Origin of the sequence: Holdemania sp. 1001095H_141210_F2 (genome assembly GCF_015558105.1) — a bacterium.
GTDB lineage: Bacteria > Bacillota_I > Bacilli_A > Erysipelotrichales > Erysipelotrichaceae > Holdemania.
In genome coordinates this window covers 42,252-67,684 of the sequence record NZ_JADNPO010000003.1, presented here as the reverse complement: position 1 = coordinate 67,684, position 25,433 = coordinate 42,252, and the positions used below count along the sequence as shown (strand labels likewise).

The following is a 25,433-nucleotide window of genomic DNA, read 5'->3' as shown; positions in this document are numbered from 1 at the left end:
CGCTTAAGCCTGAACGATCTGAAAAATATAAAATTTAAGATAAGAGGTCTCCTCCATCGTCCAGAGAATCGGGTGATCATGATTCTGCTGGGTAACAGAAACCTGCTTCAGCGTCACGCCGGCTTCCTGCGCCGCTTCCCGCAGCATCTTTTCAAAATTGTCGATTTCCATGAACCGCGAACAGCTGCAGGTGATCAGATAGCCGCCGTTTTGAAGCAGCTTCATCGCCTGATAATTGATCCGTTTATATCCGGCATACGCCTGATGGATCGTTTTCCGGGACTTGGTGAACGCCGGCGGATCCAGCACGATGATATCGTATTGCCCAATTTTACATTGATCCAGATATTCAAAAACGTCGGCTTTCACAAATTGAATCCGGTCTTCCAGATGATTCAGTTTAGCATTCGCCCGGCCCTGATCCAACGCCGTCTGGGAGACGTCGACCGCGACGACGCTTTGAGCCTTGCCATAGGCCGCGTTTAAGGCAAATCCGCCGGTATGGCTGAAACAGTCCAGCACCCGCTGATCATGCGCCATCTGCCGCAGCAGCATCCGATTTGACTTTTGATCCAGGAAGTAGCCGGTCTTCTGTCCGTTTTCAATATCCACATTTAATTTCAGGCCGTTTTCCTGGATCACCGTCGTCGTCGGCAGTGACACGCCGCCCCAGAAACCCTTTTCCATCGGTAAGCCTTCCTTGCTTCGAACCTGTATATCATTGCGTTCATAGATTCCCTGAATCGTCTGGCCCTCCTGACGCAGCGTCTCCAACAACAAGTCGTAGATCATCGGTTTAATCTTTTCCATACCGTAAGCGCTGATCTGTGTGACGAGTATGTCGTTATACCGATCCACCGTCAAACCCGGCAGCTGATCTGCCTCGCCGAAAATCAGGCGGCAGTTGGTAAGATTCGCCGCTTCCACCGTTTTTCGGAAAGCATAAGCAAACTGGATCCGCTGTCTGAAAAAATCCCGGTCGATCACTGCCTGCGGATTTTTCGTCAGAATCCGCACGACGATATGACTGGTTTCCGAGTAAAAACCAGTTCCCAGATAGCGGCCGCCTTCCGTTGCAATATCCACCGGCGCTCCGTTTTCCGGATGTCCCTCAATTCTGATCAGGTTATTGCGGTACATCCACATCTGTCCTTTATCCAGCCATTTTTCGCCCTCTTGCGAAATGATTACTTTTGCGTAATTTCGATCCATCATTCAACCTCGTCTTCTTCTCTTTCTGCCTTAGTATAGCATAAATTCAGCCGCTCTTTGGGATAAGTTGATGTTTCTTCGCCATTGGGAACTGATTAATGCGCTATTCCACGCTCTTTGGCCATGGTTCAATTTTCATCAGTTCCGATTGATTCGCGGCTGCCTTTTGATCGCTGGAAAAACGTTTCAAATGCCAGGAAAAGCGCAAAATAAAAAATTGGAGAACCAGCCTCTTTCATTTCGGTTTCCCGCATGAATCAAGGTCAGCTCTCCAACTTGATTTTCGAATGGTGCGCCCAACAGGACTCGAACCTGCAACCTTTTGAATCGGAATCAAATGCGCTATCCAATTGCGCCATGGGCACGTAACGTTATTATTTTACAATGGGAAGCGCATTTCGTCAAGCGTTTAATCGGACGCTGAGACTGATTTCCCGCAGTTTTCCGATTTTCCAGCTTCCCCTTGCCTCTTTCATTCGCAGCGCTTGTCCCCACCGCCTTCTTCTTAAAAGCAATCCCCGTTCAGAAACGGCAGGCATTTCAACAAAGGCTGCCTTCGTTTCTTTCCTTACGCTTATCCCCTTCAGCAGTTTTGCTTGTCAGCGCTCTCGCTTCGTTTTATGATAGACTTAAAGAAAACAAAAACCCGTCGCCGATCAGTCAGGAGGGACATGTTTATGAACGAATCGCCGATCAAAGAACAATATACGAGCTCAAAGTCACTCATTAACGATCTGATCCGGCTTACCCGCAGCGATCAGTATATCTTCCGCGGCGTCAGCCGGCGGATTGAATTAAATCCTTCGATCTGCCGCAAATACGACCGGGAAACACAGACCCTTGTCAATCTAAAAGATCAGGAATTCGCACTGCTTCATGCTTTCCGTCAGCAGGCCTCCAACCTGTTATCCGGCACGATGGAAACGCTCGATTATGTTGCCTGTGCCCAGCATTACGGCATCCCGACCCGGCTGATCGACTGGACCTGTAATCCCTTTACCGCGCTATACTTTGCGCTGGCGGAAAATAAGCAGCCCGACAACGGGGAGTATGAATTATTCGTGCTGCCGCTCAGGGAACAAATTATCATTCACCGCTGTTATTCGCCAATGAAGGAAGCAGATCCGGAGTTTATTGAGGAATATGCCGCATTCCTGAAGCTGCTTCGCGATAAAGCCCGGTTTCTTTCTTTAGTTCAGAAACGAAACGCCGCGTTAAACGCACTGAAGATCGCCGCTGACGATCCTCATCCCCAAGGCTTGATCATCTACAACGGCAGCTTTAGCAATGCCCGGCTGATCGCCCAGGCCGGGTTGTTCTCCATCCCCTCTTCCATTGAAGGTGATGAAGCCGCAGAAGAAATTCGCCGCCGCGCCCGCTGCATTTCGATCCAGCTGTCGGATAAAGAACGCCGGGAAACGCTTGGTTTCCTGGACAACATGGGTTATAACAAACAGCGGCTGTTCCCCGATCTTCAGAATCTCTGTGATTCCATCGTTACTCAGGCCTTGCAAAAGCAGGCTGGAATTGAGTGAAACTTTCCGTTTCCATAAAAAATACCAGGGCCTCCTTCCTGGATAAGGAAGAAGATCCTGGTATTTTTCTATTTGTGGATAATTTCAGGCTGTGGATTCCCTCACCCTTTCCGGCTCAAAGCAATGATCCCGATCATTGTTAACAAGATGCCGGAATCCTGACTCATTTTTTCCTATAATTCATCCTCGCCGGTTTCCGTATAAGCCTCCATCGCTTCCGGATCAAACAAGCCGACCTGCTGCCGGCCGATCTCGATCAGGCCTTCGCTCAGTTTGGCATCGCCTTGAAACATCCGGCGCGAAATCAGTTCCATCAACATTCCCAGATTTAAGCCATAATACAATTTCAGACCTGGCTTCTCAGCCACGGCTTCCATCGCCACGTTAAACGGCGTGCCGCTGAACAGATCGGTCAGAATGATGATTTGATCCTGCTTTTCCAGTCTTTCCAACGCTGCACTCAGCCGCTTTTTCAAATCTTCCTTATCCGATTCTGCCGGAAAATCAAGCGCTTCATAGGCCGGCTGAGAACCCATGATCAATTCCAGCGCCGAGGTGATGCCGGTGGCGAAATGACCATGTCCCATCACAATAATTCCTGTGCTCATTTTTTTCTCCCGGTTTATTCTTCAGGCAGATGCGCCAGCTCTTCTTTAAACGGATTTACATTCGTATCAATGTTGGTATCCTTCGCCCCCTTGGCGGCGACAAACTGGAAAGGAACTGTCAGCATGATCGGCGCCAGATATTTGTTTGCTTTGACGCTGAATACCAGATCCCGCTTATCCGACGGGGCCTCCTTGACCGTGATCAGATGCACGCGGTCGGTGTATTTGCGAAACGCTTCCCGGAACTGTAAACAACGGTTCCACTCTGCTTCATCCGACCCCAGCATCAGGATGGTCTGTTTCGGTGTGATCGCCATCGTCGGTCCATGCGAATATTCCTCAATTTCATAGCCGATCGTCGGCAGCCGCAGCATTTCGCCGATCTTCAGCATGCCCTCTAAAGCTGAACCATAGTCGATGCCATAGCCCAGCACGTAGATTCGGTCGCTGTTGACAATCGTCGTCGCGTTGCGGTCATACCAGGCTTCACTCTCTGTTATCACCTGATCAAACTGATTGACAAACGTTTCGGTTTCCGCCAGCGCCTGACTGATTTTCTGAGCGGTCAGCGTGCCGCGAACCTCGGCGGCGGCCAGTGCCCACAGATACAGCTGCAGCAGTGTAACCGTATATCCGCGGGTTTCCGGCGGCGTTTCTTCCTTGCCGCATAACAGATGGATGACATGATCGACATGCCGGGTGATCTCGCTGTCAAGGTTCTCCGTCAACGCCACGGTCGGATAGCCTTCGCGGCGGGCCTTGTCCATGACCTCAATCGTTGAAATCGAAGTCCCGGACTGGCTGATGCCGACAAACAGAATTTCTTCTTTTTTCAGCATGCCGGTCCAATCGGCTTGTTCATAATGGGCAAACACCGTCGGATAATGACCCTGCGCCTCCAGTTTGCACAGATGCTTAAATTCATAGGCGGCAATCTGCGAAGCGTTATAGGAGGTCCCGGAACCGAAAAACAGCACTTTTTTGATCGGCAGCTGCACAAACAACTGACGGAAGGGCTCCACAAACTCCGCGCGGCGTGCAAAGGCAGCTCTTAACGCCCGCGGCTGATCTTTCATATAACCTAATACCGTTGGTTTTTCCATAGTTTCTTCCCAGTTCCTTTCTACAGTTTTCGAACGATTTCCGCCAGATCCTCCGGCACATCATCCGGCACCATCTGAACCAGCAGCTTAACGCCGTGATCCGCCAGCCGTTTGAAGTTGTCAATATCGGCGTCGGAGAGATACAATGTCTTTTTCACATGTTGATAACCCGGCTTGCCGGACAAATTGCCAACGGTGATCTGTTTGATCGCATAACCGTCCTCCACCATCTTTAACAACGGTTCCGGCCCCGCCGCCAGCAGCATTACGCGGCTGCCTTTGTCAAGATTGCGCTTCAGCTTGTCGGAAGCCGTCAGCGCGTCCAGAATCGACAGCTTCACTTTCGCCGGACAGCCGAATTTCAGCGCTGTCTTGCGCATTTCGTCCTTTGCGATTTTATCGTCGATCACGACGATTTTTTCCACGCTGTGATGCGGTACCCAGTAGCCGCAGACCTGCCCATGGATCAGCCGGTCGTCAATTCTTACTTCAACAATCGCCATGCAGTTTCCTCCTTATGCCAAAATGCCGAACACGCCGCAGATAAACGCCACGACGACGATGATCAGGATCAGCTTCATGATGCTGATTTTCTTTTTCAGCAGCCGGTAGATCAACAGCGTTGCGCCTAACGAAAGCAGCTGCGGACAGATTTCGTCGAGATATTGCTGAACGACAACTTCGCTGCCGGAGATCGTGAAGGCGATCGGGCATTCCAGACCAATCCAGGCGGCGATCATACAGCCGATCGCAGCGACGCCGACAATTCCGGCGCAATAGGTGAACAGCTGCATCTTGCCGGATTGCTGCAGGTTCTCAAGCAGCTTGCTGCCGTTGTTGTAGCCGATCTTCAGGCAGTAATACCGGGTCAGAAAGTTCGGAATGTTGAAGGCCAGAAGCAGAATGATCGGGCCGAGAATACTGCCCTGACTGGCGAAGCTGACGCCTAATGAACAGGCGATGACTTTGAAAATTCCCCAGAAGAACGTATCGCCGATCCCGGACAACGGTCCCATCAGGGAAACCTTGACGGCGTTGATCGATTCGACATCGAAGTTCTCGTTATCATGCGCCAGCTCTTCCATTGCGACCGCGATGCCCATGACAAACGGCGAAGGGGCAACCGTCATATTGAAAGCAGCGATATGACGATGAAGCGCGGCCTTGTAGCCTTCCGGATCATCCTTCCAGATCCGCTTCAAGCTCGGCATCATCGCGTACAGGAAGCCCAAGCCTTCCATACGTTCGTAGTTGAAGGAGCCTAACAGCGTAAAGGAACGCCAGTAGATTTGATTGAATTCTTTTTTGGACAGCTTGCGCGGATTGTCCTGCATCGACGTTGTCATTTACAATTCCTCCTCTTCCGGTTCAGATGCTGAATTGAGCTGATCCCGTTTCAGCAGGTAGATAATCCAGGCCAGCGCGACGGAAACCGCGGCCACGCCGATCATCGACATGCCTAACCAGGCGGTCAGCGCGAAGCCGATAATCAGATAAGGAATCAGGTCCTGTTCCAATAACAGGTTCATCAACAAGGCGAAGCCCAGCGCCGGCAGAACTTTGGCAACCGCATTCAGACCATTGGTCATCCAGGCCGGCAGATTGTTGACGATCACGTTGATCGCTTCATTGCCGAAGTATAAGGCCACGAATGTCAGACTAAGATAGATCAGGAAGGTCAGGATTCCGCATAACCAGTGAATCCAGATGATCTGCTTATCCTTGCCGCCCTCGTCGATCAGTTTATCGACGGTGTGCATCGGTCCGGAATACGCCGTATCCACCAACGTTTGTAAAAATTGCATCAGAATGGAAACTGGAACGCCGAAGGCCATCGCGACTTCGATGCCCGAGCCGGTTGACAGCGCAACTGCGGTGCCGATCGTCCCGCCGGTGCCGATGCTCAAACCGGCCGTCGGACCGATTGAAGCCGTCCCCATCCAGATCAGTTCCAGCTGAGCGCCGATGATCAGCCCTTCCTTCACATTCCCTAAAATCAAACCGACCAGAAAACCGGTGACCACCGGTTCGCGGAGTTTGCATTCTCCCAGCCATCCGCCTTCCAAAACGGACAAGGCTGCGACAACGCCGATCAAAGCAGCTTGCAATGCAGACATAATGATTTTTCCTCCTCCTTACAAGACTGTTGTAACTATACCAGTTTATTCATCTGGTATAGTTACTATACCACTTAATTATTTTATACACCTTCTATCCCCGGATTGCAATAAAAAAAGTGTGAAATTCACACTATTTCTTTGTTACATATTTAAACGACGTATATTCCGGCATATAATAGGCTTTCGTAAACTCAACTAAACGATGCTGTTCGTCAAATCCGAAATATTGGTAAGCGAAGACCTGCTTTTTCGGATCCGCCTCCATCACCTGCCGATAGGCGGCCGGGATTTCCTGGACTTCCATATCCGAGATGATGGTCTTGGGCATATGCCCCTGCAGCTCCATATAGGTATATAAGGAACCTTCTCCGAAGTTAAACCGCTCCGGCTGCTTAAACAGCGAGACGGGAAAGTAACAGATCTGCAGGGCATAGGGCTGATTGTCGATCCGGGAAAGCCGGATCAATTCATACAGCTGCGGACTGTCGGGAAAGTAATCACGGGTTGCTCCCTGGTTTTCAATTTGCTTAAACGACAGCACCGTCCGGGTGGACTGGAAACCGCTCTGCACCAGATTGCGGCTTAAGCTGACGTTTTCATTATCACCGAACGTTACTTTTTTTTCATTTTTTGGCAGCCGGCTGACAAAGGTGCCTTTGCCCTGGATCGAGACCAGCGTTCCTTCTTCCACCAGTTTTTTGATCGCGCTGCGCACCGTCAGGCGGTTGATTCCGTATTGCTGCGCCATCTGCCGTTCCGACATGATTTTCTCGCCCACGCGGTATTCGCCGGTGCGGATTTTCTCCAGAATGTTTTCCATCAGCTGCACATAGACTGCTTTTTCCATACTCATACCGTCGTCACGCTCCTGAACTTGAAAAAGCTGGGGATTGCAACGATCTGAAAATATTCCAGCGGTTTCATCGAATCCAGATAAGTCAGACCGGTGCTCATCAGAATCTCGGCGTCGTCTTCCACCTGCAGCAGCTGCGCTTCTTCCTCGCTGGCATGCACGATCCGGATTTCCTCTTCATTCCGGCAAATATCATAGCCGAATTGTTCGCGCAGGACACGGTACAGCGACCGGTTTTCCAGCGGCAGCGTTTCGATTCCGCGGACTTTTTCATATTCGATATAGACCTGTTCGACTGACCGCGGTTTGCCTTCCACGATCCGCAGTTTTCGATAGCTGAAGATCCGGGTGGCGATCGGGATCTGAAGCTGTTCGCTGATCAGCTTATTTGCTTCGATCACCGACTGATCCAGAATCGGATAGACGTAATGAAAACCTCGGGCTTCCAAAGCCTGAGTAATTGATTCAAATTGATCCAGCTGGCGTGTGACATAGACTTCATCATTCATAATTTCACCGTTTTCCTAGTGGTTTAGTATAGTATACCACTTCTGAAAAATAAGCTCAAGCCGGCACCCTTCCCTCTTTGGGAACTGTGTTTCGCCATAAAACCACCGGTTTTAGAATTGTAGGGATAAAAATAAAAAACCGGGCGCATGCGCTCGGCTGTTCGACTTTTGGTGGAGCTGCGGGGAGTCGAACCCCGGTCCAGGAATAGTCCCCATTCAGACATCTACAGTTTATTCCGTTTGCTTATAAAACAGATATGTTAACGGACAAAACGATCTGAGTTTGTCTGTTGATTGTCGGGAAATCCGTCCAGACGCCGAATCTCCTTATCCTTCATTTCTGATACTGTCCGGCAACCTGAAGAAAGAATCACCGGCAGCAGCTGCAATCTCTATGCCGAGATATTAAGCAGCGAAAGCAACCTGACGGTTTCCACCGAACAGATTAGCTAAAAAAGATTTTCCAGTTATTTTTTGTTGGCTGTTAGGCAGCCGCCCCACTGCAGTCTGAATCCAACTTAGACCTGTCGAAACCATGACAACCCCAGTTGTTATGCTATAACAGTATATAGCATAAACCGCATTCCGTCAAATTATTCGCCATTGTTGGAAATTCGGTAGCCGCTCTGACGGTCAACCCGGTATTTCAGCGGCTGTCTGTCCAGATACCGCTGCAAATTTTCCAGCGCCATCGCGATCACCGTGTCGTAGGTGCTCTGTTGGTTGTAGTTGCCTGAGACATGCGGCGTCAGAATCACGCGGTCATAACCCCATAACGGATTATTCATTGGCAGCGGCTCCGGATCCACGACGTCCAGAACCAGCCCGCCGAAGTGTCCCTGATCCAGCAGCGCGCACAACGCCGGCGTATCCACCGTAACGCCTCGGCCAACGTTGACGAGAACACAATCCCGACGCGTCAGCGCCAGCCGCCGCTGATCGAAGAAGTGCCGGGTTTCCGGCGTGCTTGGCAGACACAGCGCGACGATATCTGCTTGCGGCAGTTCTTCCTCGATCTGATCCATCAGCACCAGCCGGTCAACATAATCCGGACAACCGCCCGGGGTTCGCTTCACGCCCGTTACAGTACACCCTAACGCCTTCATCCGCCAGCCAAATTCCCGGCCGATGTCGCCCAAACCGACGATCAGCACTGACGATCCTTTCAACGAACGAACCTTTCCTTCATTTTTCCACACCCGCAGCTTCTGATTTTCCCGGTAGAGATTTAATTTTTTATAGATCGACAGCACTCCTGCCAGCATGTGCTCCGCAATCGCCGGTCCGTAAGCACCGGTCGAATTGGTCAGCAGGACATCCTGGGCCAATCCTTCTTCCTTTACATATTGCTCAGCGCCAGCGCTTTCCAGATGCAGCCAGCGCAGCGCCTTCGCCTGAGGCAGCCAGCGGTTGGGAAGATTTCCGATCACAACTTCAGCTTCCGCAAGCCGCGCTTCATCCAGCTCGTTGCGTTCGCAGAAATCAATCTCCGCCTGCGGACAAGCCGCCTGAATTGTCTCTTGCAGGGAAGCCTCGGTCGGAATGATCCAGCAAACTTTTACTTTTTCCATTGCCCAAACCTTCTTTCTGGCTTCATTGTACCTGAGCGGTTGGCGCACGTCAATCATCCAGCTCGCCGATGTAGTGCTTTTCCGCATTCAGTCCCAAGACAAGCGCCGCCCTGCCGCAAACCCGCAAACGATCCGGACAGCTTCTTCTTTAATGTTTCTCTGCCGCTTCCATGCCGGTTGATTCAATCGCGCAGCGGGCGATATTGCACGTATGATCCGCCATTCGCTCCAGGTTGCCCAGAATATCGCAGAACACGGAACCCGCGACAGCCGAACTGCACTCCTGGCGGCTCATCCGGTCGAAGTGATTCTGCCGGGCCTTGTATTCCAGCAAGTCCATGTAATTCTCATCTTCCAGCAGCGCGGAATACAGTGTGTAATCCTGCGATTCATAAACTCTTACGGACTGGGCGAGCATGTGATCAAACAAGTCGAACATCTGCAGCACCTCGTCCTTCGCACCGGCGGAGAACGAAGACTGATCTTCGCTGACCATTTCGAAGAACTCGACGAGATTCACGGTCAGATCGCCGATCCGTTCCAGATTTTTGATCACCTGCAGATTGAGATTCAGGTCCGCCATTTCCTTATCCGACAGATTTTCCTTGGAGATCTGCATCAGATACTGCGTGATCTTCGCATCGAAACTGTTGATCAGTGCCTCCGACTGCAGGATCATCTCGCGGTCCTCCTCGTCGGTGCCCTTGACGAAATAACTTTTTGCTTCCTGCACCGTCTTGCTTACGACGTCGACCATTTTAAAGATCGACTTGTGGACAAGCTCCAGCGCCGAGGCCGGCAGCTCGTGAATAATCTTCTCGTCCAGATCGTCGATTTTGATATCCAGCCGCTCCGGTTCCTGCCCCGGAATCAGTTTCTTGACCAGCTGACACATCTGCTTTAAGAATGGGAAAAACAGGATCGTCGCCCCGACGTTAAACAGGATATGCGCAACAGCGATCTGCATCATCGGCGCGATGTTCAGCATCGCCGACAGCTTTTGGATCAGCAGGATGTACGGCTGAAGCAGAAGCATGCCGATCAGGGTGCCGATCACATTGAACAACGTATGTAAGCCTGCCGTCCGTTTGGCCGCCAGACTGCCGCCGATCGCCGCGAAGACGCCGGTGATGGTCGTGCCGATATTGGAGCCGAACACAAACGGCAGCGCTGCCGACATCGACATCGCCCCCGCTTCCACTAACTTCTGCACCACGCCGATGGTCGCCGCCGAGCCCTGAATCAGCGCGGTCAGCACGGTGCCTGCCAACAATGCCAGAAGCGGCTGCCGGCCCATCATTTCCGCAAAGGCGATGAATTCCGGCATGTCCTTAAGCATCGACAAAGAATCGCCCATAATCCGCAACCCATAAAACAACAAGCCGAAGCCCATCACAATCTCGCCAACCGTGCGGCTCTTTTTCCGCTTGGCAAACGAAATCACCACGCCGCCCGCAAACACGAAGAACAAGGCGAACTGTTCCACCTTCAGGCCGATCAGAAACGCCGTCACCGTCGTACCGATGTTGGCGCCCATGACGATCCCCGCCGCCTGTTCCAGCCGCATTAACCCGGCCCGCACCAACCCGATTGTAATCGCCGTCGTCGCTGAGCTGGACTGGATCATAATCGTGACCAGGGCCCCGATCACAATCGCCATCAGCGGTTTCGACGTATATTTATCAATGTAATCCCGCAGCTTATCCCCGGCTAAGCTCTTTAAACCGTCCCCCATAAATTTGATGCCGAATAAGAACAGCCCGAAGCCGCCTAAAATCATATCCCACTGAATATCCTGTAACGTCATCCTTCCACTCCTCTCAAAGGTAAAGATACCAAGAAAAAAAGAAAATGACTGTTAAGTTTCTGTTAATTTTCCGTTAATCTGCCTTCATTCGCTGCTTTTTTACGATTTCCGTCAGAATGACTGCCTTTTTCAGGAATCGGCTTCCTGATCCGGTCTGTAAAATCCGACCGGCTGAACCGCGCCGCGCTTAGTTTTCCTCGCGCCGCCGGCTTCATTCACAGAAATCATCAATCTCTCCCACTTCTTTCAGAATTCTTAAAACGCGGGCAGGGATAGAATGTTGCGGCGCAAGCTATGCTATAATAAGACCAAGTCCTCATAGGACGGCAGAGGAGGAATATACGCATGATGTGGATTATTTTACTGGTCGTGCTCGCGGTGCTGGTCATCTGGTTTATCGCGGCCTACAACGGGTTTGTATCGTTAAAAAATAAAGTTGAGGAAGCGTTCTCCACGATGGATGTGTATCTGGTTAAGCGTTACGACCTGATCCCGAACTTAGTCGAAACGGTCAAGGGTTATGCAGCGCATGAAAAGGAAACACTGGAAAAAGTCGTATCCGCCCGCAGTCTGGCCATGAACGCGCATTCGATGGATGAAAAAATCGCCCAGGAACAGAATCTGTCCGGCTTGTTAGGCCGTTTGATGGCGATCTCGGAGAGCTATCCGGATCTGAAGGCCAACACTAACTTCATTGATCTGCAGCGGCAGCTGAAAGACATGGAAGGGGAAATCGCCAACGCCCGCAAGTATTACAACGGTGTGGTTAAAGCCTTCAATACCCGCACGGAAACGATTCCGAGCAATCTGATCGCGATGATCTGCGGTTTTAAGAAAATGCCGTTGTTTGTCGTTAAGGATGAAGCTCAGCGCGAAAACGTCAAAGTTTCTTTCTAAATATCGCTTTCCGCGATATTTTTTAAACCTTGGCGCGATGCCGGAACCCAGTTGGGAATGCCGGCATTCGGACAGTAAGGAGTGGAATTTATGAAAAAACGAATTTTATTCAGCGTTCTGACGCTGTTTCTGCTTTTCCTCGGGCTGCAGCCGATTCACGCTCAGGAAGGCTTCACGATCGACCATTACGACATTCAGATTGAGGTCAGCGAAGATGGGGTGTATACCGTTACGGAAACGCTCGACGTTCAGTTTCAGCAGCGCCTGCACGGCTTAAATCTGACGCTGCCCAAACGTTACCGCAATGTATCATGGCAGATTGGCGATACCGTGATAAACCGCAGCTACGTCTTTCCGATCGACCACATCGAAGTGCTCTCAGGTCATGAAGCCAAGCTCAGCGATGAGGATGATTACTACAACCTCCGCCTGGGCAGCGCCGATACCTACGCCCAATCTGAAGAAACCTATCAGATCCGCTATCAGGTGCATACCCGCGATTTGAGGTTGGGCAATATCCAGAGTTTTTACTGGAATCTGATTTCTGTTCACTGGGATACAACGATTGAGAAGGTCACCTTCCGGGTCACGATGCCAAAAAGCTTCGATGCCAGCCAGCTGTACTTCTATTCTGATCTGCCGCAGGATCAATTCCGCTTTGAGCAGGAAGGGACGACCTTCAGCGGCGAAACCTTATCCGCGCTGGCTCCGTTTGAGGGGATCACGGTTAAGCTGGACTTGCCTGATCAGTATTTCATCTATCCGAAACAAGCTGATTATTCCCTGCCCCTCGCCATTCTCGGCGGTTTTATCACGCTGCTCAGCATTTTCTGTCTGATGCGGTGGGGTCGTGATGAAACGTTGATCATTCCGGTCGAATTTACAGCGCCGGAGGGGATCTCCAGCACCGAGGTCGGTATGATTCTAAACGGTTCCGTGCAGAACCAGGAAGTCTTGTCGCTGATTCTGGACTGGGCGAATCGCGGCTACCTGACGATTGAGGATCAAAAGAAGACCTTGAAGCTGAATAAGCTGCAAGCTTTGCCGGAGGATACGCCGGTCGCGGAGCTGCGGTTGTTCAACGCGCTGTTTAACAATCGCGACAGCGTGACGACAAAACAGCTGGAGGAGAAGTTTTACACCCATCTCAATCAGGCGATCCAGGATTATTCCGCTTATTACCGGCTGCCGGAAAAGCGGTTGTTCACCAAGCTCTCTTCAACCTTACAGGTAATTTTAACCTTGTTAGCGCCGCTGCCGATTGCGATTCTGGCGGCCTTGCAGTTCTATGCCGTTGAATTCAGCTTCGCGGCAATCGTATTCCTGATCATTCCGTATTTCGTGATGATCATCGTCATCATCATGGGCAGCAGTCTGCAGCAGCGCTGGCACAGTGCCGGCGGCGGCTTTCGATTCGGTATGCTTCTCGGTATGGTCCTGCTTACGGGTCTGTGGGCGCTGTTATTGGCGATTGCCTTTCTGACAGCACGCCAGAGCTGGCTCTGCCCGGTTTTCTTAAGCATCTGCACGCTGATCAGCGCTCTCTGCGCGGTTTTCATGAAGAAGCGGACCGAGCGGGGACAGCGGTTAACCGGGAAAGTCTTAGGTCTGCGAAACTTCATTCTGTACGCGGAAAAGGACCGTCTGGCCATGTTGGTAAAAGATGATCCAACTTACTTCTACTCGATTCTGCCCTATGCCTACGCGCTGGGCTTATCGGATATCTGGGCGGAACATTTCCGGGGTCTGACCTTGGAACCGCCAACCTGGTACTACGGCCCGGATGGCTGGACAACGTGGTATATGATCAGCCGGCTGGACCGCAATATGAATTCGTTCCAGCGAGCCATGACCTCCGCGCCGGTTTCCTCAAGCTCGGGTCCGCATGGCGGCAGCTTCGGCGGAGGCGGGGGCGGCGGTTTTACCGGCGGCGGCTTCGGCGGCACCTCTGGCAGCGGCTGGTAAGCAGCTCAATCCGCATTCTGATCTCAATATCCGCCAATCGCAATGAACACAAAAGCTGCAGATTATTAGAACTTGCGGCTTTTCTTCTGCCGATCATTCAGACAAGCAGCGCCTATTTCTTTAAGAGCCGAGCTTCGTTCCGCCAGCATTGCCGTTTTATCGTGCGCAGTACTTTCATCTTGTTCTTTGTTTCAGGCTGATGCTCTGTCATTCGCTCAAAAATAAAGGCTTTTCTACTTCCATTGCAGAACAAAAAAACACGGCTTACCACCGTGCTTTCATCGCTTTCTCCATCTCCCGCTTCGCGTCCTTCAGCTTCGCGTCCTCACGCTTGTCGTACAACGCTTTCCCCTTAGCCAGCGCGATCTCCATCTTGGCTCGGCCGTTTTTTAAATACAGCTTCACCGGGACGACAGTATAGCCCTTCAGCTTGACCTTCTGCTGGAGCTTGACGATCTCCAGCTTGTGCAGCAGCAGCTTCCGTTGGCGGGTTTCGTCATGATTGAACTGGTTGCCATGATCATAGGCCGCGATGTGCATCTCCTTGATCCAGGCTTCACCGCTGATGAAGCTGACGTAGGCATCCTTAAACTGCGCCTTGCCCTGACGGATCGATTTAATTTCAGTTCCAGTCAGGACCAGTCCGGCTTCAAAGCGTTCCTCCAACGAATAGTCATGGGACGCCTTGCGGTTGACGGCAATGATTTTTTCACCGCTCATCGTGATTCCTCCTTATGCTTGGGTGGGTTTCGGTTTCCGCCGGCGGGTGCGCCGACGTTTGCTTTTGACCGGAGCCGGTTCCGCAGGCCGGCTCGGTTCCTTGCGGGGACCGGCTTTTTTCTTCGCTGCGGGAATAGGCTCGCGTTTTTCCTTGCGCGGCCGGACGAGATCGAAGTCGATCTCCTGATGGAGCTTACTGGCGCCGGTCACTTTAATCTTGACACGCTGCCCCAGCCGGTATATCTTCTTTGTCCGCTCGCCCTTCAGGCTCAGCGTATCCGGATCGTAATGATAGTAATCGTCCGTCAGCTTCTGCACGTGGACCAGACCTTCGACGGTGTTTTCCAGTTCGACAAAGAAACCGAACTTCGTAACGCCGCTGATAACGCCTTCGGCAATCTTGCCGATCTGATCCTCCATGTATTCGGCTTTCTTCATGTCTTCGACTTCGCGTTCCGCCTCGATCGCGGCCCGTTCCCGCTCAGAGGTCAGCTTGCCGTATTCCTCCATTTTGAGTTCGTCCTGCTTCATCATCTCCTGATCCAATGCAGTTCCGAAACCGTATTTGTGAAGCATCCGGTGAACGATCAAATCCGGATACCGACGGATCGGCGAGGTGAAGTGGGTGTATTCTTCCAGCGCCAGTCCGAAATGGCCCAGACAGCGCGGATCATATTTTGCCTTCTGCATGCTTCGCAGCATCATCGTCGAGATGACCGGATAGGCCGGATCGTCTTTGAACGAATCCAAAAGCTGCTGCAGCTGCAGCGGACGGATTTGTTCAACGCTGCCTTTAAAGCGCTTGCCCATCAACAGGACAATCTTCGCAAAATCCCGCAGCTTCTTCGGCTCCGGCGCTTCATGCACCCGGTACAAGGCCGGAATCTCAAGCCATTTCATGTGCCGGGCCACGCATTCGTTAGCCGTGACCATGAAATCCTCAATGATCATTTCCGCTTCCTTGCGCTCGCGCACCTGAATTTCCTGAATTTTATTTTGTTCGTTTAAAATGATTTTCGCTTCCGGCGTTTCAAAGTCGATCGCTCCGGCCTCATGACGGCGCTTGCGGATCGCCCGGGAACAATCCCGCATCAAACCGATCATCTCCGTCAGCTTTTTGTATTTCCGGCAGGCTTCTTCCTCGCCTTCCAGAATTGCGTTCACCGCGGTATAGGTCATCCGCTCCGTTGTCTTAATATAGGATGGAAAGATCTCATAATTGAGGATTTCCCCAGCTTCGCTGATCTCCATTTCACACGACAGCGTTAACCGCAGCACTTTCGGATTCAAGGAACAGATGCCGTTGGATAACAGGTGCGGAAGCATCGGTACCACACGGTCGACGACATAGGTGGACGTGCCGCGTTTGAGCGCTTCCTGATCAAGCGGACTGTTCTCTGGAACATAGTGGGAAACGTCCGCAATATGAACGCCCAGCCGGTATCCGCCGGCGATCTTCTCAACGCAGACCGCGTCGTCCAGATCCTTGGAATCCTCGCCGTCAATCGTGATAATCATTTTCCCAGTGCAGTCGCGGCGGCCTTCTTTTTCTTTCGGCGATACGCGCGATGGCGTCCGCTGCGCCTGTTCCATGACTTCCTGTGGGAACTGCGGGTCGATATCGTATTCCAGCAGCACCGACAAAATATCCACGCCCGGATCGTCGATATGGCCTAACAGCTGGACAATTTCCAGCTCCATCGGATCACCGTAGCGCAAGACCTTCAATAACACCTTCGTGCCGCTGACCATTTTAAAGGCCTGCCAGTTTTTGACGATCAGCCGGGCTTTAATCCGCTCGTCGTCCAGCCGCAGCTGCAGACCCTTGCCTGGCGAAGAGAAAAACGTCCCGACCAGCGTGTTTGTTTTGTGCTGCAGAACGCGGATGACCTCGCCCTCGTCGCTGCCGTAGAAAGACGGCAGTTTCTTGACGATTGCCACATCGCCGTTCATCGCCCCATGCAGATTGGCTTCCGTGATGTGGATGCTGTTCTCTCCTTCCAAATCCAGAAAGCCGAAACCTTTGCGGTTTACGGATAACGCTCCCTGATAGTAACCGCCCATTCTGGCCGGCATCAGATTGCCTTTCTGACTGAACACGATCACATATTGTTCAGCCAGTTCGTTGACCGCTTTATTCATCGCCACGAATTCTTCTGTTGTTGCTAAGCCTAACGTTTCCTGCAGCTGAGCCAGACTCAACGGTCGGTAATGCTCGTCGGCAATCATCGTTTCAATTTGTTGTTTTATGTCTATTTGTTCCATAACCTCACCTCGAATTTCCTTTAATAATATGAAAAAAGGCCGCTGTTGACGGCCGTTAGTTCAGTACCCTAATCACAATGACCAGCACGAAGAACAAAATTCCGACAACCAAGGTGGCATTGGAAATAATCTTCTCCGGTCCTCTCTCTTTTACATTGGCAAACAGATTTAATCCGCCGCTCCCAGTAAAAGCACCGCTGATCCCGTCTGATTTTCCACTTTGTAACAGAGAAAGAAGTATTAAAATCACGGACACCACCATCAATAAGATATCAAGCATCTTAATCCTCCTTTCAGATTTATCGCTTTTCTATTATAACAAAGGCGTAGTCAAATTGCAAACAGTTCCGCTGAATTTCAGGAGGAAAGCGGGAATTCCCTGCGCTTCTTCCTTATTGTTCACCAGGAACAAGAGATTTAATCCGCTGGCTTAACTTCTTTTCTCTGTTGACATTCCTTTTTTGTGAAAAAAGACAGCCTGTGAAAGACTGTCTTTTCAAATGAAGATGTATTCTGCTTATTTCTTAACGTTGTAGAAGCAGTTCATGCCCTGGTATTCAGCGATTGGGCCCAGTTCGTCTTCGATCCGGATCAGCTGATTGTACTTCGCGATACGGTCAGTACGGCTCATCGAACCGGTCTTGATCTGGCCTGCATTCAGACCGACGGCGATATCCGCGATGGTCGTATCTTCTGTTTCACCGGAACGGTGGGAAACGACGCAGGTATAGCCCGCCTTCTTCGCCATTTCGATAGCGTCGAAGGTTTCTGTCAGCGAACCGATCTGGTTGACCTTGATCAGGATCGAGTTGGCGATGCCCTTTTCAATGCCTTCCTTCAGGATTGCCGGGTTCGTAACGAACAGATCGTCGCCGACCAGCTGAATCTTGCTTCCCAGCTTGTCTGTCAGTTTCTTCCAGCCGTCCCAGTCTCTTTCGCCTAAGCCGTCTTCGATCGAAACAATCGGGTACTTTTCAACCCATTCTTCATACATGGCGATCATTTCATCCGTGGTCTTTGTGCCCTGTCCGGATTTTTCCAGATCGTAGTTGCCGGTTTCTTCATTGTAGAATTCAGAAGCCGCAACGTCCATGGCGATGCAGATATCCTTGCCCGGAACATAGCCCGCAGCCTTGATCGCTTCAACGATCAGCTTCAGCGGTTCTTCATTGCCTTCAACGCAGGAAGGAGCGAAGCCGCCTTCATCACCGACGTTGGTGTTGTAGCCTTTGCCCTTTAAGACTTTGCGCAGGTTGTGGAATGTTTCAGCGCCCATTCTGACAGCTTCCTTCAGGGAAGTTGCGCCGACCGGCATGATCATGAATTCCTGGAAATCAACCGTGGAATCCGCATGGCTGCCGCCGTTTAAGACGTTCATCATCGGAACTGGCAGCGTCTTGCCGTTGAATCCGCCGAAATACTTGTACAGCGGCATATCATAGTAATCTGCAGCGGCCCGTGCGCAAGCCATGGAAACGCCCAGGATCGCGTTCGCGCCCAGTTTGGACTTATCGTTGGTGCCGTCCAGTTCGATCATGACTTTGTCGATCGCGTTCTGATCGGTAACGTCCATGCCTAAGACAGCGTCGGCAATGATATCGTTAACGTTGGCAACCGCCTTCGTTACGCCCTTGCCCATGAAACGGCTCTTATCGCCATCACGCAGTTCCAGTGCTTCTCTTTCGCCTGTGGATGCGCCGGATGGAACGATCGCGCGTCCGAAAGCGCCGGATTCTGTCGTCACTTCGACTTCAACAGTTGGGTTGCCGCGGGAGTCCAGGACTTCGCGTGCGTAAACATCAATAATACTAGGCATCTTCAATTTCCTCCTTGTGATTACCTGTTCTATTTTCCTTTTCCCTTTTCATTTGGGGAAAAGTCAAATGCTAACGGTGTGTTTTCTTTGTTTTTCTGCCGTCGTTCTGCAGCGCCAGCCCCAGAACGATCAGCAATACCGGCCAGTAGCTGACCAGCATCGTTTCCATACCGGCCATCAGCTGTTGGACGTCCAGAGTCGGATTCAGCAACAAGATGGCGCCGGAAACAATCAGAATCCCGCCGATCCTCTTTTTCATAACGACGCCTCCTTTTGGCTTCATTATAGACAGAGGATCGATGGGAATTTTGTCATTTTACCTTATTTTGTCGCGTTGATAATTTCTTCAAAGGAATCCGTTTTCAACGAAGCTCCGCCGATCAGAGCGCCGTCGATATCTTCCATGGCCATGTATTCCTTAATATTGTTTGGCTTGACCGATCCGCCGTACTGGATGCGGACGCCTTCCGCCGCTTCATCGCCAAACATCACGCGAACCTGGTCACGGACGATGTGGCAGCAGTTCTGCGCGATTTCCTTGGTTGCGCTCTTGCCGGTGCCGATCGCCCAGATCGGTTCATATGCAAGAACCATCTTGGCGACGCACTTCGGGCACAGCCCTTCCAGGCCGCCCTTCAGCTGCGCGCGGATGACTTCTTCAGTCTGACCGGCGTCAAACTGAGCTTCAGTTTCACCGATGCACAGGATCGGCGTGATCCCCGCTTCGATTAAACGCTTGGCCTTTTTGTTGACCGTTTCGTCTGTTTCATTGAACATCTGACGGCGTTCGGAATGGCCGATGATGCACCATTTAACACCGATTTCTTCCAGCATCGGAACGCTGACTTCACCAGTGAACGCGCCGTTGTCTTCAAAGTGGCAGTTTTCCGCCGCGACGATCAGACCCTTCGCCGTGTTGACGCAGTCCTTCAGCGCTGTGAACGGAGCTGCGATGCCGTAATCTGCGCCGTCGTGCAGCTTCGGTTCAATTTCATTGATGAAGCTGACCGCTTCCGCGCAGGTCTTATTCATTTTCCAGTTTCCGACAATAATTGGTTTTCTCATTGATTTATTTCTCCTGAATGATTGCGATGCCCGGCAGTTCCTTGCCTTCCATGTATTCCAGGGAAGCGCCGCCGCCGGTGGAAATGTGCGTGAATTTGTCTTTGAAGCCCAGCTGGATCGCCGCTGCCGCGGAATCGCCGCCGCCGATCACCGTCATCGCGTCAGGCAGCTCGGAGATTGCCTTGCAGACTTCGATCGTGCCGTTGGCGTAAGCCGGGTTCTCGAAGACGCCCATCGGTCCGTTCCAGACGACCGTCTTGGCGCCCTGCAGTTCTTTCTTGAACAGCTCGACAGACTTCGGTCCGATATCCAGGCCCATAAAGCCCGCTGGAATTTCGTCATTGCTGACCGTCTTGACTTCCGTTGCGTTTTCAAACGCGTTGGCAACGACAGAGTCGACCGGCAGGATCAGCTTGTCGCCGCCCTTAGCCAGAAATTCCTTCGCCATTTCGATCCGGTCTTCTTCTAACAGGGATGTACCGATTTCTTTCCCCTGAGCTTTTAAGAAGGTGTACGCCATGCCGCCGCCGACAATGACCTTGTCCGCGATGTTCAGCAGGTTTTCAATGACAGCGATCTTATCGGAAACTTTCGCACCGCCTAAGATAGCGACTAACGGACGCTTCGGATTGTCGATCGCCGCGCTCAGGTTCTCGATTTCTTTCTGAACCAGGAAGCCGCAGGCGCTTGGCAGATGCGTCGCAATGCCGACGGTGGAAGCATGCGCTCTGTGAACCGAGCCGAACGCATCGGAAACGAACAGATCGCCTAAGCCTGCCCAATACGCAGCCAGATCCGGATCATTCTTGGATTCGCCCTTTTCATAACGGGTGTTCTGCATCAGGACGATATCGCCTTCGTTCATCGCCGCGATCGCATTTTCCAGTTCTTCGCCGCGGGTTACCGGAACGAAGGTCACTTTGCCGGAAACCAGCTCCTGCAGCCGTGCGGCAACCGGAGCCATGTTGTTCTTTTTCTTGCCTGCTTCGCACTTTTCAGGATCTTTATGATCGATCTTGCCCAGATGCGACATCAGGATAACCTTTGCGCCATGCTCCGTCAGATAGTTAATCGTCGGCAGAGCGGATACGATCCGGTTATCATTGGTAATTTTTCCATCTTTGATAGGTACGTTAAAGTCGACGCGAACCAGGACGCGTTTTCCTTTAACATCAAGGTCACGAACAGTTTGTTTTGCCATGTTAAGAATTCCTCCTTTTACATTTCAAATTATAACACCCGAAAGAAGTGAAGTAAACTAGGAAAAAGCCGCTTGTGATCATCTTATCAAGGTGATAGCGCTTTCTTTTGACAACCCTGCCGGATTGTTGTTTTTTGCCTTCGCCAAGCCGTTTTCTCCAGCGTTCCCCCCACCTCCCTGACGACGCGGACAGCTCAAAAGGAAAGGAGCGTTTCCGCTCCTTATTCCATCTCGTTGTAAAGCTTGGTATATTGATCCGCCGACAGATTCCAGCTCACGTCGGTGCCCATTGCCTGCTGGACCAGCTGATCCCAATCCGCCCGGTTGAGGTAGTAAGCATCAGCCGCGCAGCGCAGCGTGTAAAGCATGTCATGGCTGTTAAATGCCGTAAAGCTGAACCCGTTGCCTTCCTTGGTGTACTGGTTGTACGGATGAACCGTATCGCGCAGACCGCCGGTTTCCCGAACTAACGGCAGCGAACCGTAGTGCATCGCGATCAGTTGTCCGATTCCGCATGGTTCAAATAACGACGGCATTAAGAACAGGTCGCAGCCGGCATAAATCCGATGCGCCAGTTCGTCGTTGTAACCGCAGTAATACACGGCACGGCGGCGATACTTGTCTTCCATCATCTTAAACTGGTTTTCGATGTGCGTTTCACCGGTGCCCAAAACAACAAACTGAACGTCCAGGCCCATGATATCCGCCATTTTTTCAATGATCAGATAGACGCCCTTCTGCCAGGTCAGTCGCGAAACGATACCGATCATCATCACATCGTCCGCCACCCGCAGCCCCAGCTCTTTCTGAACAGCGGCTTTGTTCGCCCGCTTGCCTTCCAATACGGTTTCCGCATTGTAATGCGCCGGCAGCGCCGGGTCGGTCATCGGATCCCACATCTTGGTGTCGATGCCGTTGACGATGCCGTACAGATCGCTCTGTCTGAAACGCAGCACTTCGTCCATCTGTTCGCCATACTGCGCCGTCAGAATTTCCTGGGAATAAGACGGTGAAACCGTCGTAATCTTATCCGAGAAAATAATGCCGGTCTTCATGAAGCTGATGCCGTTGTGGAAACGCATCGAGCCGTCGTCGAAATACCGCCGGTCGATTCCCAGACAGTCCGTCAGCACATCGGCTGGGAAATTGCCCTGGAACGCCAGGTTATGAATCGTATACATATGTTTGATCTGCTGATAACGCTGATCATCCGGATACTGAATGTGGCACATCGCCGCGATCATGCCGGTATGCCAGTCGTGGCAGTGCATGATATCCGGGAAGAAATCAATCGCCCACAGCATTTCCAGCACTGCTTTCTGATAGAAGGCGAAACGTTCGCCATCGTCCGGATACCCATATAATCCGTCTCTTTCAAAATAGCCGGCATGCTCGATGAAATAATAGGTAACGCTTTCCCACTGCGACTGGTAAATCGTCGCAACCGTGTCGATGACGCCGATATGAATCGGAATCGTTTTCAGCTTCGTGAACTCGCCGCGGTATTTTTCAGCAATTCGTTTATACAGCGGCAGTACGACGCGGGCATCCATGCCCTTTTCGTTTAAGATCTTCGGCAGCGAGCCGATCACGTCCGCCAGTCCGCCGGTCTTGATATACGGCAAACCTTCCGCCGCGACAAACAATACTGATTTCATAAGACCCCTCCTTTAAATCCGATCTCTGCGTTTAACATAGATCGGGGAATCATCGGTCCCCACTAACTTTTTAATATGGTTGACGATCGCCGCCTTATCGACGATGACATGATCCAGCTTCGCGCCCTCGCCAATATAGGCTCCCGGCAGGATGACGCTGTTTTTAACGACCGCGCCGCTCTTGATAATGACGTTTCGCCCGATGACGCAGTTTTCAACGTTTCCTTCGATATGACACCCGTTGGCAATCGAGCAGCCGCGGATTTTCGCCTCCGGCATGTATTGCGACGGCGCAGAATCGTTAGTGCGGGTGTGAATCGGCCAGTCTTCTTTAAACAACTCACGCGCTTTAGCGTGCGTGCGCAGTTCGATATTCGCCTTGAAGTAGCTGCGCAGGCTGTTGATGCAGTAAACGGTGCCCTTAAACGCATAGCCGTTGATCCGCAGATCCTCGCAGCTGTCAGCCAGGATATCCTTGAACCAATACAGCGAGCTGGTATTGGCTGCTTTGCGGACCAATTCCAAAAACAGCTTCTTGGTCATAACATACGCTTCCAGCGATACGTTGCGGGTCTTGTATTTGCCGCGGTTCTTCTCAAACGTCACGATCCGCTTGTCCTTGTCCATCGACAACGTATCGCAGCCGATGAATTCTTCCTTCGCGTTATCCGTCGATTTGTAGATGACGGTAACGTCGGAATTCTTCTCCGCATGATATTTGAGAACTTCGTTGAAATCGATCTGATAAATCATATAGCTCGGCGCGATGATGACATACGGTTTATTCACTTCTTCAATATACTGAATATTGTCCATAAAGTTGGCGATGTCGTGGTTATAAACATCCGACATAATCCGGTTTTCACCATACAGGATGCTCAGACGCCCGCGCTTGGAGTTGATGTTGTATTGCCGGCCGTTGCCCAGATGCTCGATCAGGGAACGCGGTTTGTCCTTGATGAACACTTCGATTTGGGAAATTCCGGAATTGGTCATGTTGGAAAGCATGAAGTCGATCAAACGGTAACGACCCAGAAAGGAGATCGCAGAGGCCGGGCGGTAATCCATCAGACCTGTGATATCGACACAGGCGTCTTCAAAGTTAATAATTCCTAATGCGTCACACATACTTCCGTCCCCCTTATTTCACTCTCTTTTTTGCGATCAGTTCGATATGCTCGCTGTCCTTGTGTCCCACGACAGCGCCCGGACTGATTTCCACATTGTCCGCGACGATGCAGCGGGTTACCTTCGCGCCCTCGCCGATCACGGCGTTCGGCATGATGACAGAGTCGATAACCTGCGCGCCGCTGCCGATTTCGACGTTGGTGAACAGGACGGAGTTTTTCACGCTGCCGTTGACGATGCAGCCCTGATTGATATAGCAGTTTTCAACAACCGCTTCCTCGCCGATAAACTGCGGCGGCGTCGGTACGTCCTCGGTATAAATTTTCCATTGGGAATCGCCCAGATCCAGTTCGTTGTCCGGATTCAGCAGGTCCATGTTGGCTTCCCACAAGCTGTCGATCGTTCCGACGTCTTTCCAATAGCCCTTGAAGCGGTAAGCGGTCAGAATCTTGTTGTCGCGCAAGAAGGCCGGGATGATATCCTTGCCGAAGTCATGGCTGGAATTCGGATCCTTTTCATCGGCGGTCAGATACTTGCGCAGCGTCTTGTAGTTGAAAATATAGATGCCCATCGAAGCCAGATTGCTCTTCGGCTTCGCCGGTTTTTCCTCAAATTCAATAATCCGGTCGGTTTCATCCGTATTCATGATGCCGAAACGGCTCGCTTCCTTTAACGGAACGGCCAGCACGGCGATCGTCGCGTCGGCGTTGTTGGCTTTGTGGTGCGCCAGCATCTTGGCATAGTCCATCTTGTAGATGTGGTCGCCGGACAGAATCAGCACGTATTCCGCTTCCATCTGATCCAGAAAGTCGATGTTCTGCGTGATCGCATCTGCCGTGCCGCGATATAAGCCCAAGCCGGTCTTATCCTTTTCCCGCGGCGGCAGAACGAAGACGCCGCTGTCGCGCGCGTCCAGTCCCCAATGGTGATCCCGTGCGACGTAAGAGTTCAGCAATACGGATTCATACTGCGTTAAAACGCCGACAACGGAAATTCCCGAGTTGGCACAGTTGCTTAAAGGAAAGTCGATAATACGATACTTTCCGCCGAAGTAGACTGCCGGTTTAGCGACTTTTTTTGTAAGATCAAGAAGACGGCTTCCGCGTCCTCCCGCTAAAATCATGGCAACCATATTATTTTGTTTCATACCTTTAGCCCCCATAGTTTCTTTATGATTTTATTATAGCGTGTTCCTGTCTGTTTTTCAAAGATTAAAAATCATAATTTCCATGTTCTTCAAAATTGAAAAACGTACATTTTCAGTTGATAATCAAAATTATTTGCGAAACGGCAGGGAAAATCCGGTTTAGAAGCAATTTCACCGTTTTTTTAAACCATTTTCGCGGAAAATTTTGCTAAAAAACGACATCAGCTCAAATTTATTAAAAAAGTAACCGGTT

General features: G+C 51.4%; 24 protein-coding genes, 1 tRNA gene and 1 other RNA gene. 3 read left to right on the top strand and 23 right to left on the bottom strand.

Going from position 1 to position 25,433, the window contains the following annotated elements; all coding sequences use genetic code 11:
- Window positions 1-3: 3 nt before the first annotated feature.
- From I2G61_RS02855 to I2G61_RS02850, 3 genes are all read right to left on the bottom strand, one after another.
- Entirely contained in the window at window positions 4-1,212 is a 1,209-nt protein-coding gene (locus I2G61_RS02855) for a class I SAM-dependent rRNA methyltransferase (protein WP_072685701.1), read from the bottom strand.
- 128 nt (window positions 1,213-1,340) lie between these two features.
- Window positions 1,341-1,466, bottom strand: a complete 126-nt coding sequence (locus I2G61_RS16625) for a hypothetical protein (protein WP_255370404.1) — start codon at window positions 1,464-1,466, stop codon at window positions 1,341-1,343.
- Between the two features lie 34 nt (window positions 1,467-1,500).
- Window positions 1,501-1,577 (bottom strand) — tRNA-Arg (locus I2G61_RS02850).
- A 312-nt stretch (window positions 1,578-1,889) separates the two neighbouring features.
- Here I2G61_RS02850 and I2G61_RS02845 point away from each other — a divergent pair.
- Window positions 1,890-2,747 (top strand): FRG domain-containing protein, encoded by an 858-nt coding sequence (locus I2G61_RS02845; RefSeq protein ID WP_072685700.1) that lies wholly within the window; start codon window positions 1,890-1,892, stop codon window positions 2,745-2,747.
- A 173-nt stretch (window positions 2,748-2,920) separates the two neighbouring features.
- Here I2G61_RS02845 and I2G61_RS02840 read toward each other — a convergent pair whose 3' ends face one another.
- The 10 genes from I2G61_RS02840 to I2G61_RS02795 form a co-directional block, all read right to left on the bottom strand.
- Window positions 2,921-3,355 carry a PTS sugar transporter subunit IIA gene (locus tag I2G61_RS02840; RefSeq protein WP_072685699.1) on the bottom strand — a complete coding sequence of 145 codons (435 nt, stop codon included), beginning with the start codon at window positions 3,353-3,355 and terminating at the stop codon, window positions 2,921-2,923.
- 14 nt (window positions 3,356-3,369) lie between these two features.
- Complete coding sequence (locus I2G61_RS02835) at window positions 3,370-4,458, bottom strand: SIS domain-containing protein (protein WP_072685698.1); 1,089 nt, start codon at window positions 4,456-4,458, stop codon at window positions 3,370-3,372.
- Between the two features lie 20 nt (window positions 4,459-4,478).
- On the bottom strand, window positions 4,479-4,961 hold the full coding sequence (locus I2G61_RS02830; RefSeq protein ID WP_072685697.1) for a PTS sugar transporter subunit IIB: 483 nt from the start codon (window positions 4,959-4,961) through the stop codon (window positions 4,479-4,481).
- A gap of 12 nt (window positions 4,962-4,973) precedes the next feature.
- On the bottom strand, window positions 4,974-5,804 hold the full coding sequence (locus I2G61_RS02825) for a PTS system mannose/fructose/sorbose family transporter subunit IID (protein ID WP_072685696.1): 831 nt from the start codon (window positions 5,802-5,804) through the stop codon (window positions 4,974-4,976).
- Window positions 5,805-6,575 (bottom strand): PTS sugar transporter subunit IIC, encoded by a 771-nt coding sequence (locus I2G61_RS02820; RefSeq protein ID WP_083538667.1) that lies wholly within the window; start codon window positions 6,573-6,575, stop codon window positions 5,805-5,807.
- Between the two features lie 133 nt (window positions 6,576-6,708).
- Window positions 6,709-7,431, bottom strand: a complete 723-nt coding sequence (locus tag I2G61_RS02815; protein WP_072685694.1) for a GntR family transcriptional regulator — start codon at window positions 7,429-7,431, stop codon at window positions 6,709-6,711.
- Window positions 7,428-7,940, bottom strand: a complete 513-nt coding sequence (locus tag I2G61_RS02810; RefSeq protein WP_072685693.1) for a GntR family transcriptional regulator — start codon at window positions 7,938-7,940, stop codon at window positions 7,428-7,430. Before I2G61_RS02810 ends, I2G61_RS02815 begins: the two co-directional genes overlap by 4 nt.
- A 169-nt stretch (window positions 7,941-8,109) precedes the next feature.
- Window positions 8,110-8,486: a transfer-messenger RNA gene (gene ssrA / locus I2G61_RS02805) on the bottom strand.
- A 47-nt stretch (window positions 8,487-8,533) separates the two neighbouring features.
- The gene (locus tag I2G61_RS02800) at window positions 8,534-9,511 is read right to left on the bottom strand and encodes a D-2-hydroxyacid dehydrogenase (RefSeq protein ID WP_195547874.1); all 978 of its coding nucleotides are present in this window, start codon (window positions 9,509-9,511) and stop codon (window positions 8,534-8,536) included.
- Between the two features lie 148 nt (window positions 9,512-9,659).
- Window positions 9,660-11,318: a Na/Pi cotransporter family protein gene (locus tag I2G61_RS02795; protein ID WP_072685691.1), complete on the bottom strand. Its 1,659-nt coding sequence runs from the start codon at window positions 11,316-11,318 to the stop codon at window positions 9,660-9,662.
- Between the two features lie 345 nt (window positions 11,319-11,663).
- Here I2G61_RS02795 and I2G61_RS02790 point away from each other — a divergent pair, with 345 nt between their 5' ends.
- Window positions 11,664-12,215, top strand: a complete 552-nt coding sequence (locus tag I2G61_RS02790) for a LemA family protein (RefSeq protein WP_072685690.1) — start codon at window positions 11,664-11,666, stop codon at window positions 12,213-12,215.
- Between the two features lie 90 nt (window positions 12,216-12,305).
- Entirely contained in the window at window positions 12,306-14,180 is a 1,875-nt protein-coding gene (locus tag I2G61_RS02785; RefSeq protein ID WP_072685689.1) for a DUF2207 domain-containing protein, read from the top strand.
- A 264-nt stretch (window positions 14,181-14,444) separates the two neighbouring features.
- Here I2G61_RS02785 and smpB read toward each other — a convergent pair whose 3' ends face one another.
- The 10 genes from smpB to I2G61_RS02735 form a co-directional block, all read right to left on the bottom strand.
- Window positions 14,445-14,900: an SsrA-binding protein SmpB gene (gene smpB / locus I2G61_RS02780; protein WP_072685688.1), complete on the bottom strand. Its 456-nt coding sequence runs from the start codon at window positions 14,898-14,900 to the stop codon at window positions 14,445-14,447.
- A gap of 12 nt (window positions 14,901-14,912) precedes the next feature.
- Window positions 14,913-17,165 carry a ribonuclease R gene (rnr, locus tag I2G61_RS02775; protein ID WP_072685687.1) on the bottom strand — a complete coding sequence of 751 codons (2,253 nt, stop codon included), beginning with the start codon at window positions 17,163-17,165 and terminating at the stop codon, window positions 14,913-14,915.
- 55 nt (window positions 17,166-17,220) lie between these two features.
- On the bottom strand, window positions 17,221-17,445 hold the full coding sequence (gene secG, locus I2G61_RS02770; RefSeq protein ID WP_006057619.1) for a preprotein translocase subunit SecG: 225 nt from the start codon (window positions 17,443-17,445) through the stop codon (window positions 17,221-17,223).
- Between the two features lie 237 nt (window positions 17,446-17,682).
- Window positions 17,683-18,981 carry a phosphopyruvate hydratase gene (gene eno / locus I2G61_RS02765; protein ID WP_072685686.1) on the bottom strand — a complete coding sequence of 433 codons (1,299 nt, stop codon included), beginning with the start codon at window positions 18,979-18,981 and terminating at the stop codon, window positions 17,683-17,685.
- Window positions 18,982-19,051: 70 nt separating this feature from the next.
- The gene (locus I2G61_RS02760) at window positions 19,052-19,240 is read right to left on the bottom strand and encodes a hypothetical protein (protein WP_039863675.1); all 189 of its coding nucleotides are present in this window, start codon (window positions 19,238-19,240) and stop codon (window positions 19,052-19,054) included.
- Window positions 19,241-19,302: 62 nt separating this feature from the next.
- Window positions 19,303-20,046, bottom strand: a complete 744-nt coding sequence (tpiA, locus tag I2G61_RS02755) for a triose-phosphate isomerase (protein ID WP_072685685.1) — start codon at window positions 20,044-20,046, stop codon at window positions 19,303-19,305.
- A 4-nt stretch (window positions 20,047-20,050) separates the two neighbouring features.
- On the bottom strand, window positions 20,051-21,247 hold the full coding sequence (gene pgk, locus I2G61_RS02750; RefSeq protein ID WP_072685684.1) for a phosphoglycerate kinase: 1,197 nt from the start codon (window positions 21,245-21,247) through the stop codon (window positions 20,051-20,053).
- A 221-nt stretch (window positions 21,248-21,468) separates the two neighbouring features.
- Window positions 21,469-22,905 carry a glycogen synthase GlgA gene (glgA, locus tag I2G61_RS02745; protein ID WP_072685683.1) on the bottom strand — a complete coding sequence of 479 codons (1,437 nt, stop codon included), beginning with the start codon at window positions 22,903-22,905 and terminating at the stop codon, window positions 21,469-21,471.
- Between the two features lie 12 nt (window positions 22,906-22,917).
- Window positions 22,918-24,033 carry a glucose-1-phosphate adenylyltransferase subunit GlgD gene (gene glgD, locus I2G61_RS02740; RefSeq protein ID WP_072685682.1) on the bottom strand — a complete coding sequence of 372 codons (1,116 nt, stop codon included), beginning with the start codon at window positions 24,031-24,033 and terminating at the stop codon, window positions 22,918-22,920.
- 13 nt (window positions 24,034-24,046) lie between these two features.
- Window positions 24,047-25,180, bottom strand: coding sequence for a glucose-1-phosphate adenylyltransferase (locus I2G61_RS02735; protein WP_072685681.1), 1,134 nt, complete (start codon window positions 25,178-25,180; stop codon window positions 24,047-24,049).
- Window positions 25,181-25,433: the final 253 nt, after the last annotated feature.

Excerpts from the sequence above, each read along its gene's own strand:
- I2G61_RS02795 (WP_072685691.1), bottom strand. The coding sequence starts at position 11,318 with ATGACGTTACAGGATATTCAGTGGGATATGATTTTAGGCGGCTTCGGG.
- I2G61_RS02810 (WP_072685693.1), bottom strand. The coding sequence starts at position 7,940 with ATGAATGATGAAGTCTATGTCACACGCCAGCTGGATCAATTTGAATCA.
- I2G61_RS02790 (WP_072685690.1), top strand. The coding sequence starts at position 11,664 with ATGATGTGGATTATTTTACTGGTCGTGCTCGCGGTGCTGGTCATCTGG.
- I2G61_RS02840 (WP_072685699.1), bottom strand. The coding sequence starts at position 3,355 with ATGAGCACAGGAATTATTGTGATGGGACATGGTCATTTCGCCACCGGC.
- I2G61_RS02785 (WP_072685689.1), top strand. The coding sequence starts at position 12,306 with ATGAAAAAACGAATTTTATTCAGCGTTCTGACGCTGTTTCTGCTTTTC.
- glgD (WP_072685682.1), bottom strand. The coding sequence starts at position 24,033 with ATGTGTGACGCATTAGGAATTATTAACTTTGAAGACGCCTGTGTCGAT.
- tpiA (WP_072685685.1), bottom strand. The coding sequence starts at position 20,046 with ATGAGAAAACCAATTATTGTCGGAAACTGGAAAATGAATAAGACCTGC.
- I2G61_RS02820 (WP_083538667.1), bottom strand. The coding sequence starts at position 6,575 with ATGTCTGCATTGCAAGCTGCTTTGATCGGCGTTGTCGCAGCCTTGTCC.
- smpB (WP_072685688.1), bottom strand. The coding sequence starts at position 14,900 with ATGAGCGGTGAAAAAATCATTGCCGTCAACCGCAAGGCGTCCCATGAC.
- I2G61_RS02855 (WP_072685701.1), bottom strand. The coding sequence starts at position 1,212 with ATGGATCGAAATTACGCAAAAGTAATCATTTCGCAAGAGGGCGAAAAA.
- I2G61_RS02835 (WP_072685698.1), bottom strand. The coding sequence starts at position 4,458 with ATGGAAAAACCAACGGTATTAGGTTATATGAAAGATCAGCCGCGGGCG.
- glgA (WP_072685683.1), bottom strand. The coding sequence starts at position 22,905 with ATGAAATCAGTATTGTTTGTCGCGGCGGAAGGTTTGCCGTATATCAAG.
- I2G61_RS02760 (WP_039863675.1), bottom strand. The coding sequence starts at position 19,240 with ATGAAAAAGAGGATCGGCGGGATTCTGATTGTTTCCGGCGCCATCTTG.
- I2G61_RS02830 (WP_072685697.1), bottom strand. The coding sequence starts at position 4,961 with ATGGCGATTGTTGAAGTAAGAATTGACGACCGGCTGATCCATGGGCAG.
- I2G61_RS16625 (WP_255370404.1), bottom strand. The coding sequence starts at position 1,466 with ATGCGGGAAACCGAAATGAAAGAGGCTGGTTCTCCAATTTTTTATTTT.
- eno (WP_072685686.1), bottom strand. The coding sequence starts at position 18,981 with ATGCCTAGTATTATTGATGTTTACGCACGCGAAGTCCTGGACTCCCGC.
- secG (WP_006057619.1), bottom strand. The coding sequence starts at position 17,445 with ATGCTTGATATCTTATTGATGGTGGTGTCCGTGATTTTAATACTTCTT.
- I2G61_RS02815 (WP_072685694.1), bottom strand. The coding sequence starts at position 7,431 with ATGAGTATGGAAAAAGCAGTCTATGTGCAGCTGATGGAAAACATTCTG.
- I2G61_RS02735 (WP_072685681.1), bottom strand. The coding sequence starts at position 25,180 with ATGAAACAAAATAATATGGTTGCCATGATTTTAGCGGGAGGACGCGGA.
- I2G61_RS02800 (WP_195547874.1), bottom strand. The coding sequence starts at position 9,511 with ATGGAAAAAGTAAAAGTTTGCTGGATCATTCCGACCGAGGCTTCCCTG.
- I2G61_RS02825 (WP_072685696.1), bottom strand. The coding sequence starts at position 5,804 with ATGACAACGTCGATGCAGGACAATCCGCGCAAGCTGTCCAAAAAAGAA.
- rnr (WP_072685687.1), bottom strand. The coding sequence starts at position 17,165 with ATGGAACAAATAGACATAAAACAACAAATTGAAACGATGATTGCCGAC.
- I2G61_RS02845 (WP_072685700.1), top strand. The coding sequence starts at position 1,890 with ATGAACGAATCGCCGATCAAAGAACAATATACGAGCTCAAAGTCACTC.
- pgk (WP_072685684.1), bottom strand. The coding sequence starts at position 21,247 with ATGGCAAAACAAACTGTTCGTGACCTTGATGTTAAAGGAAAACGCGTC.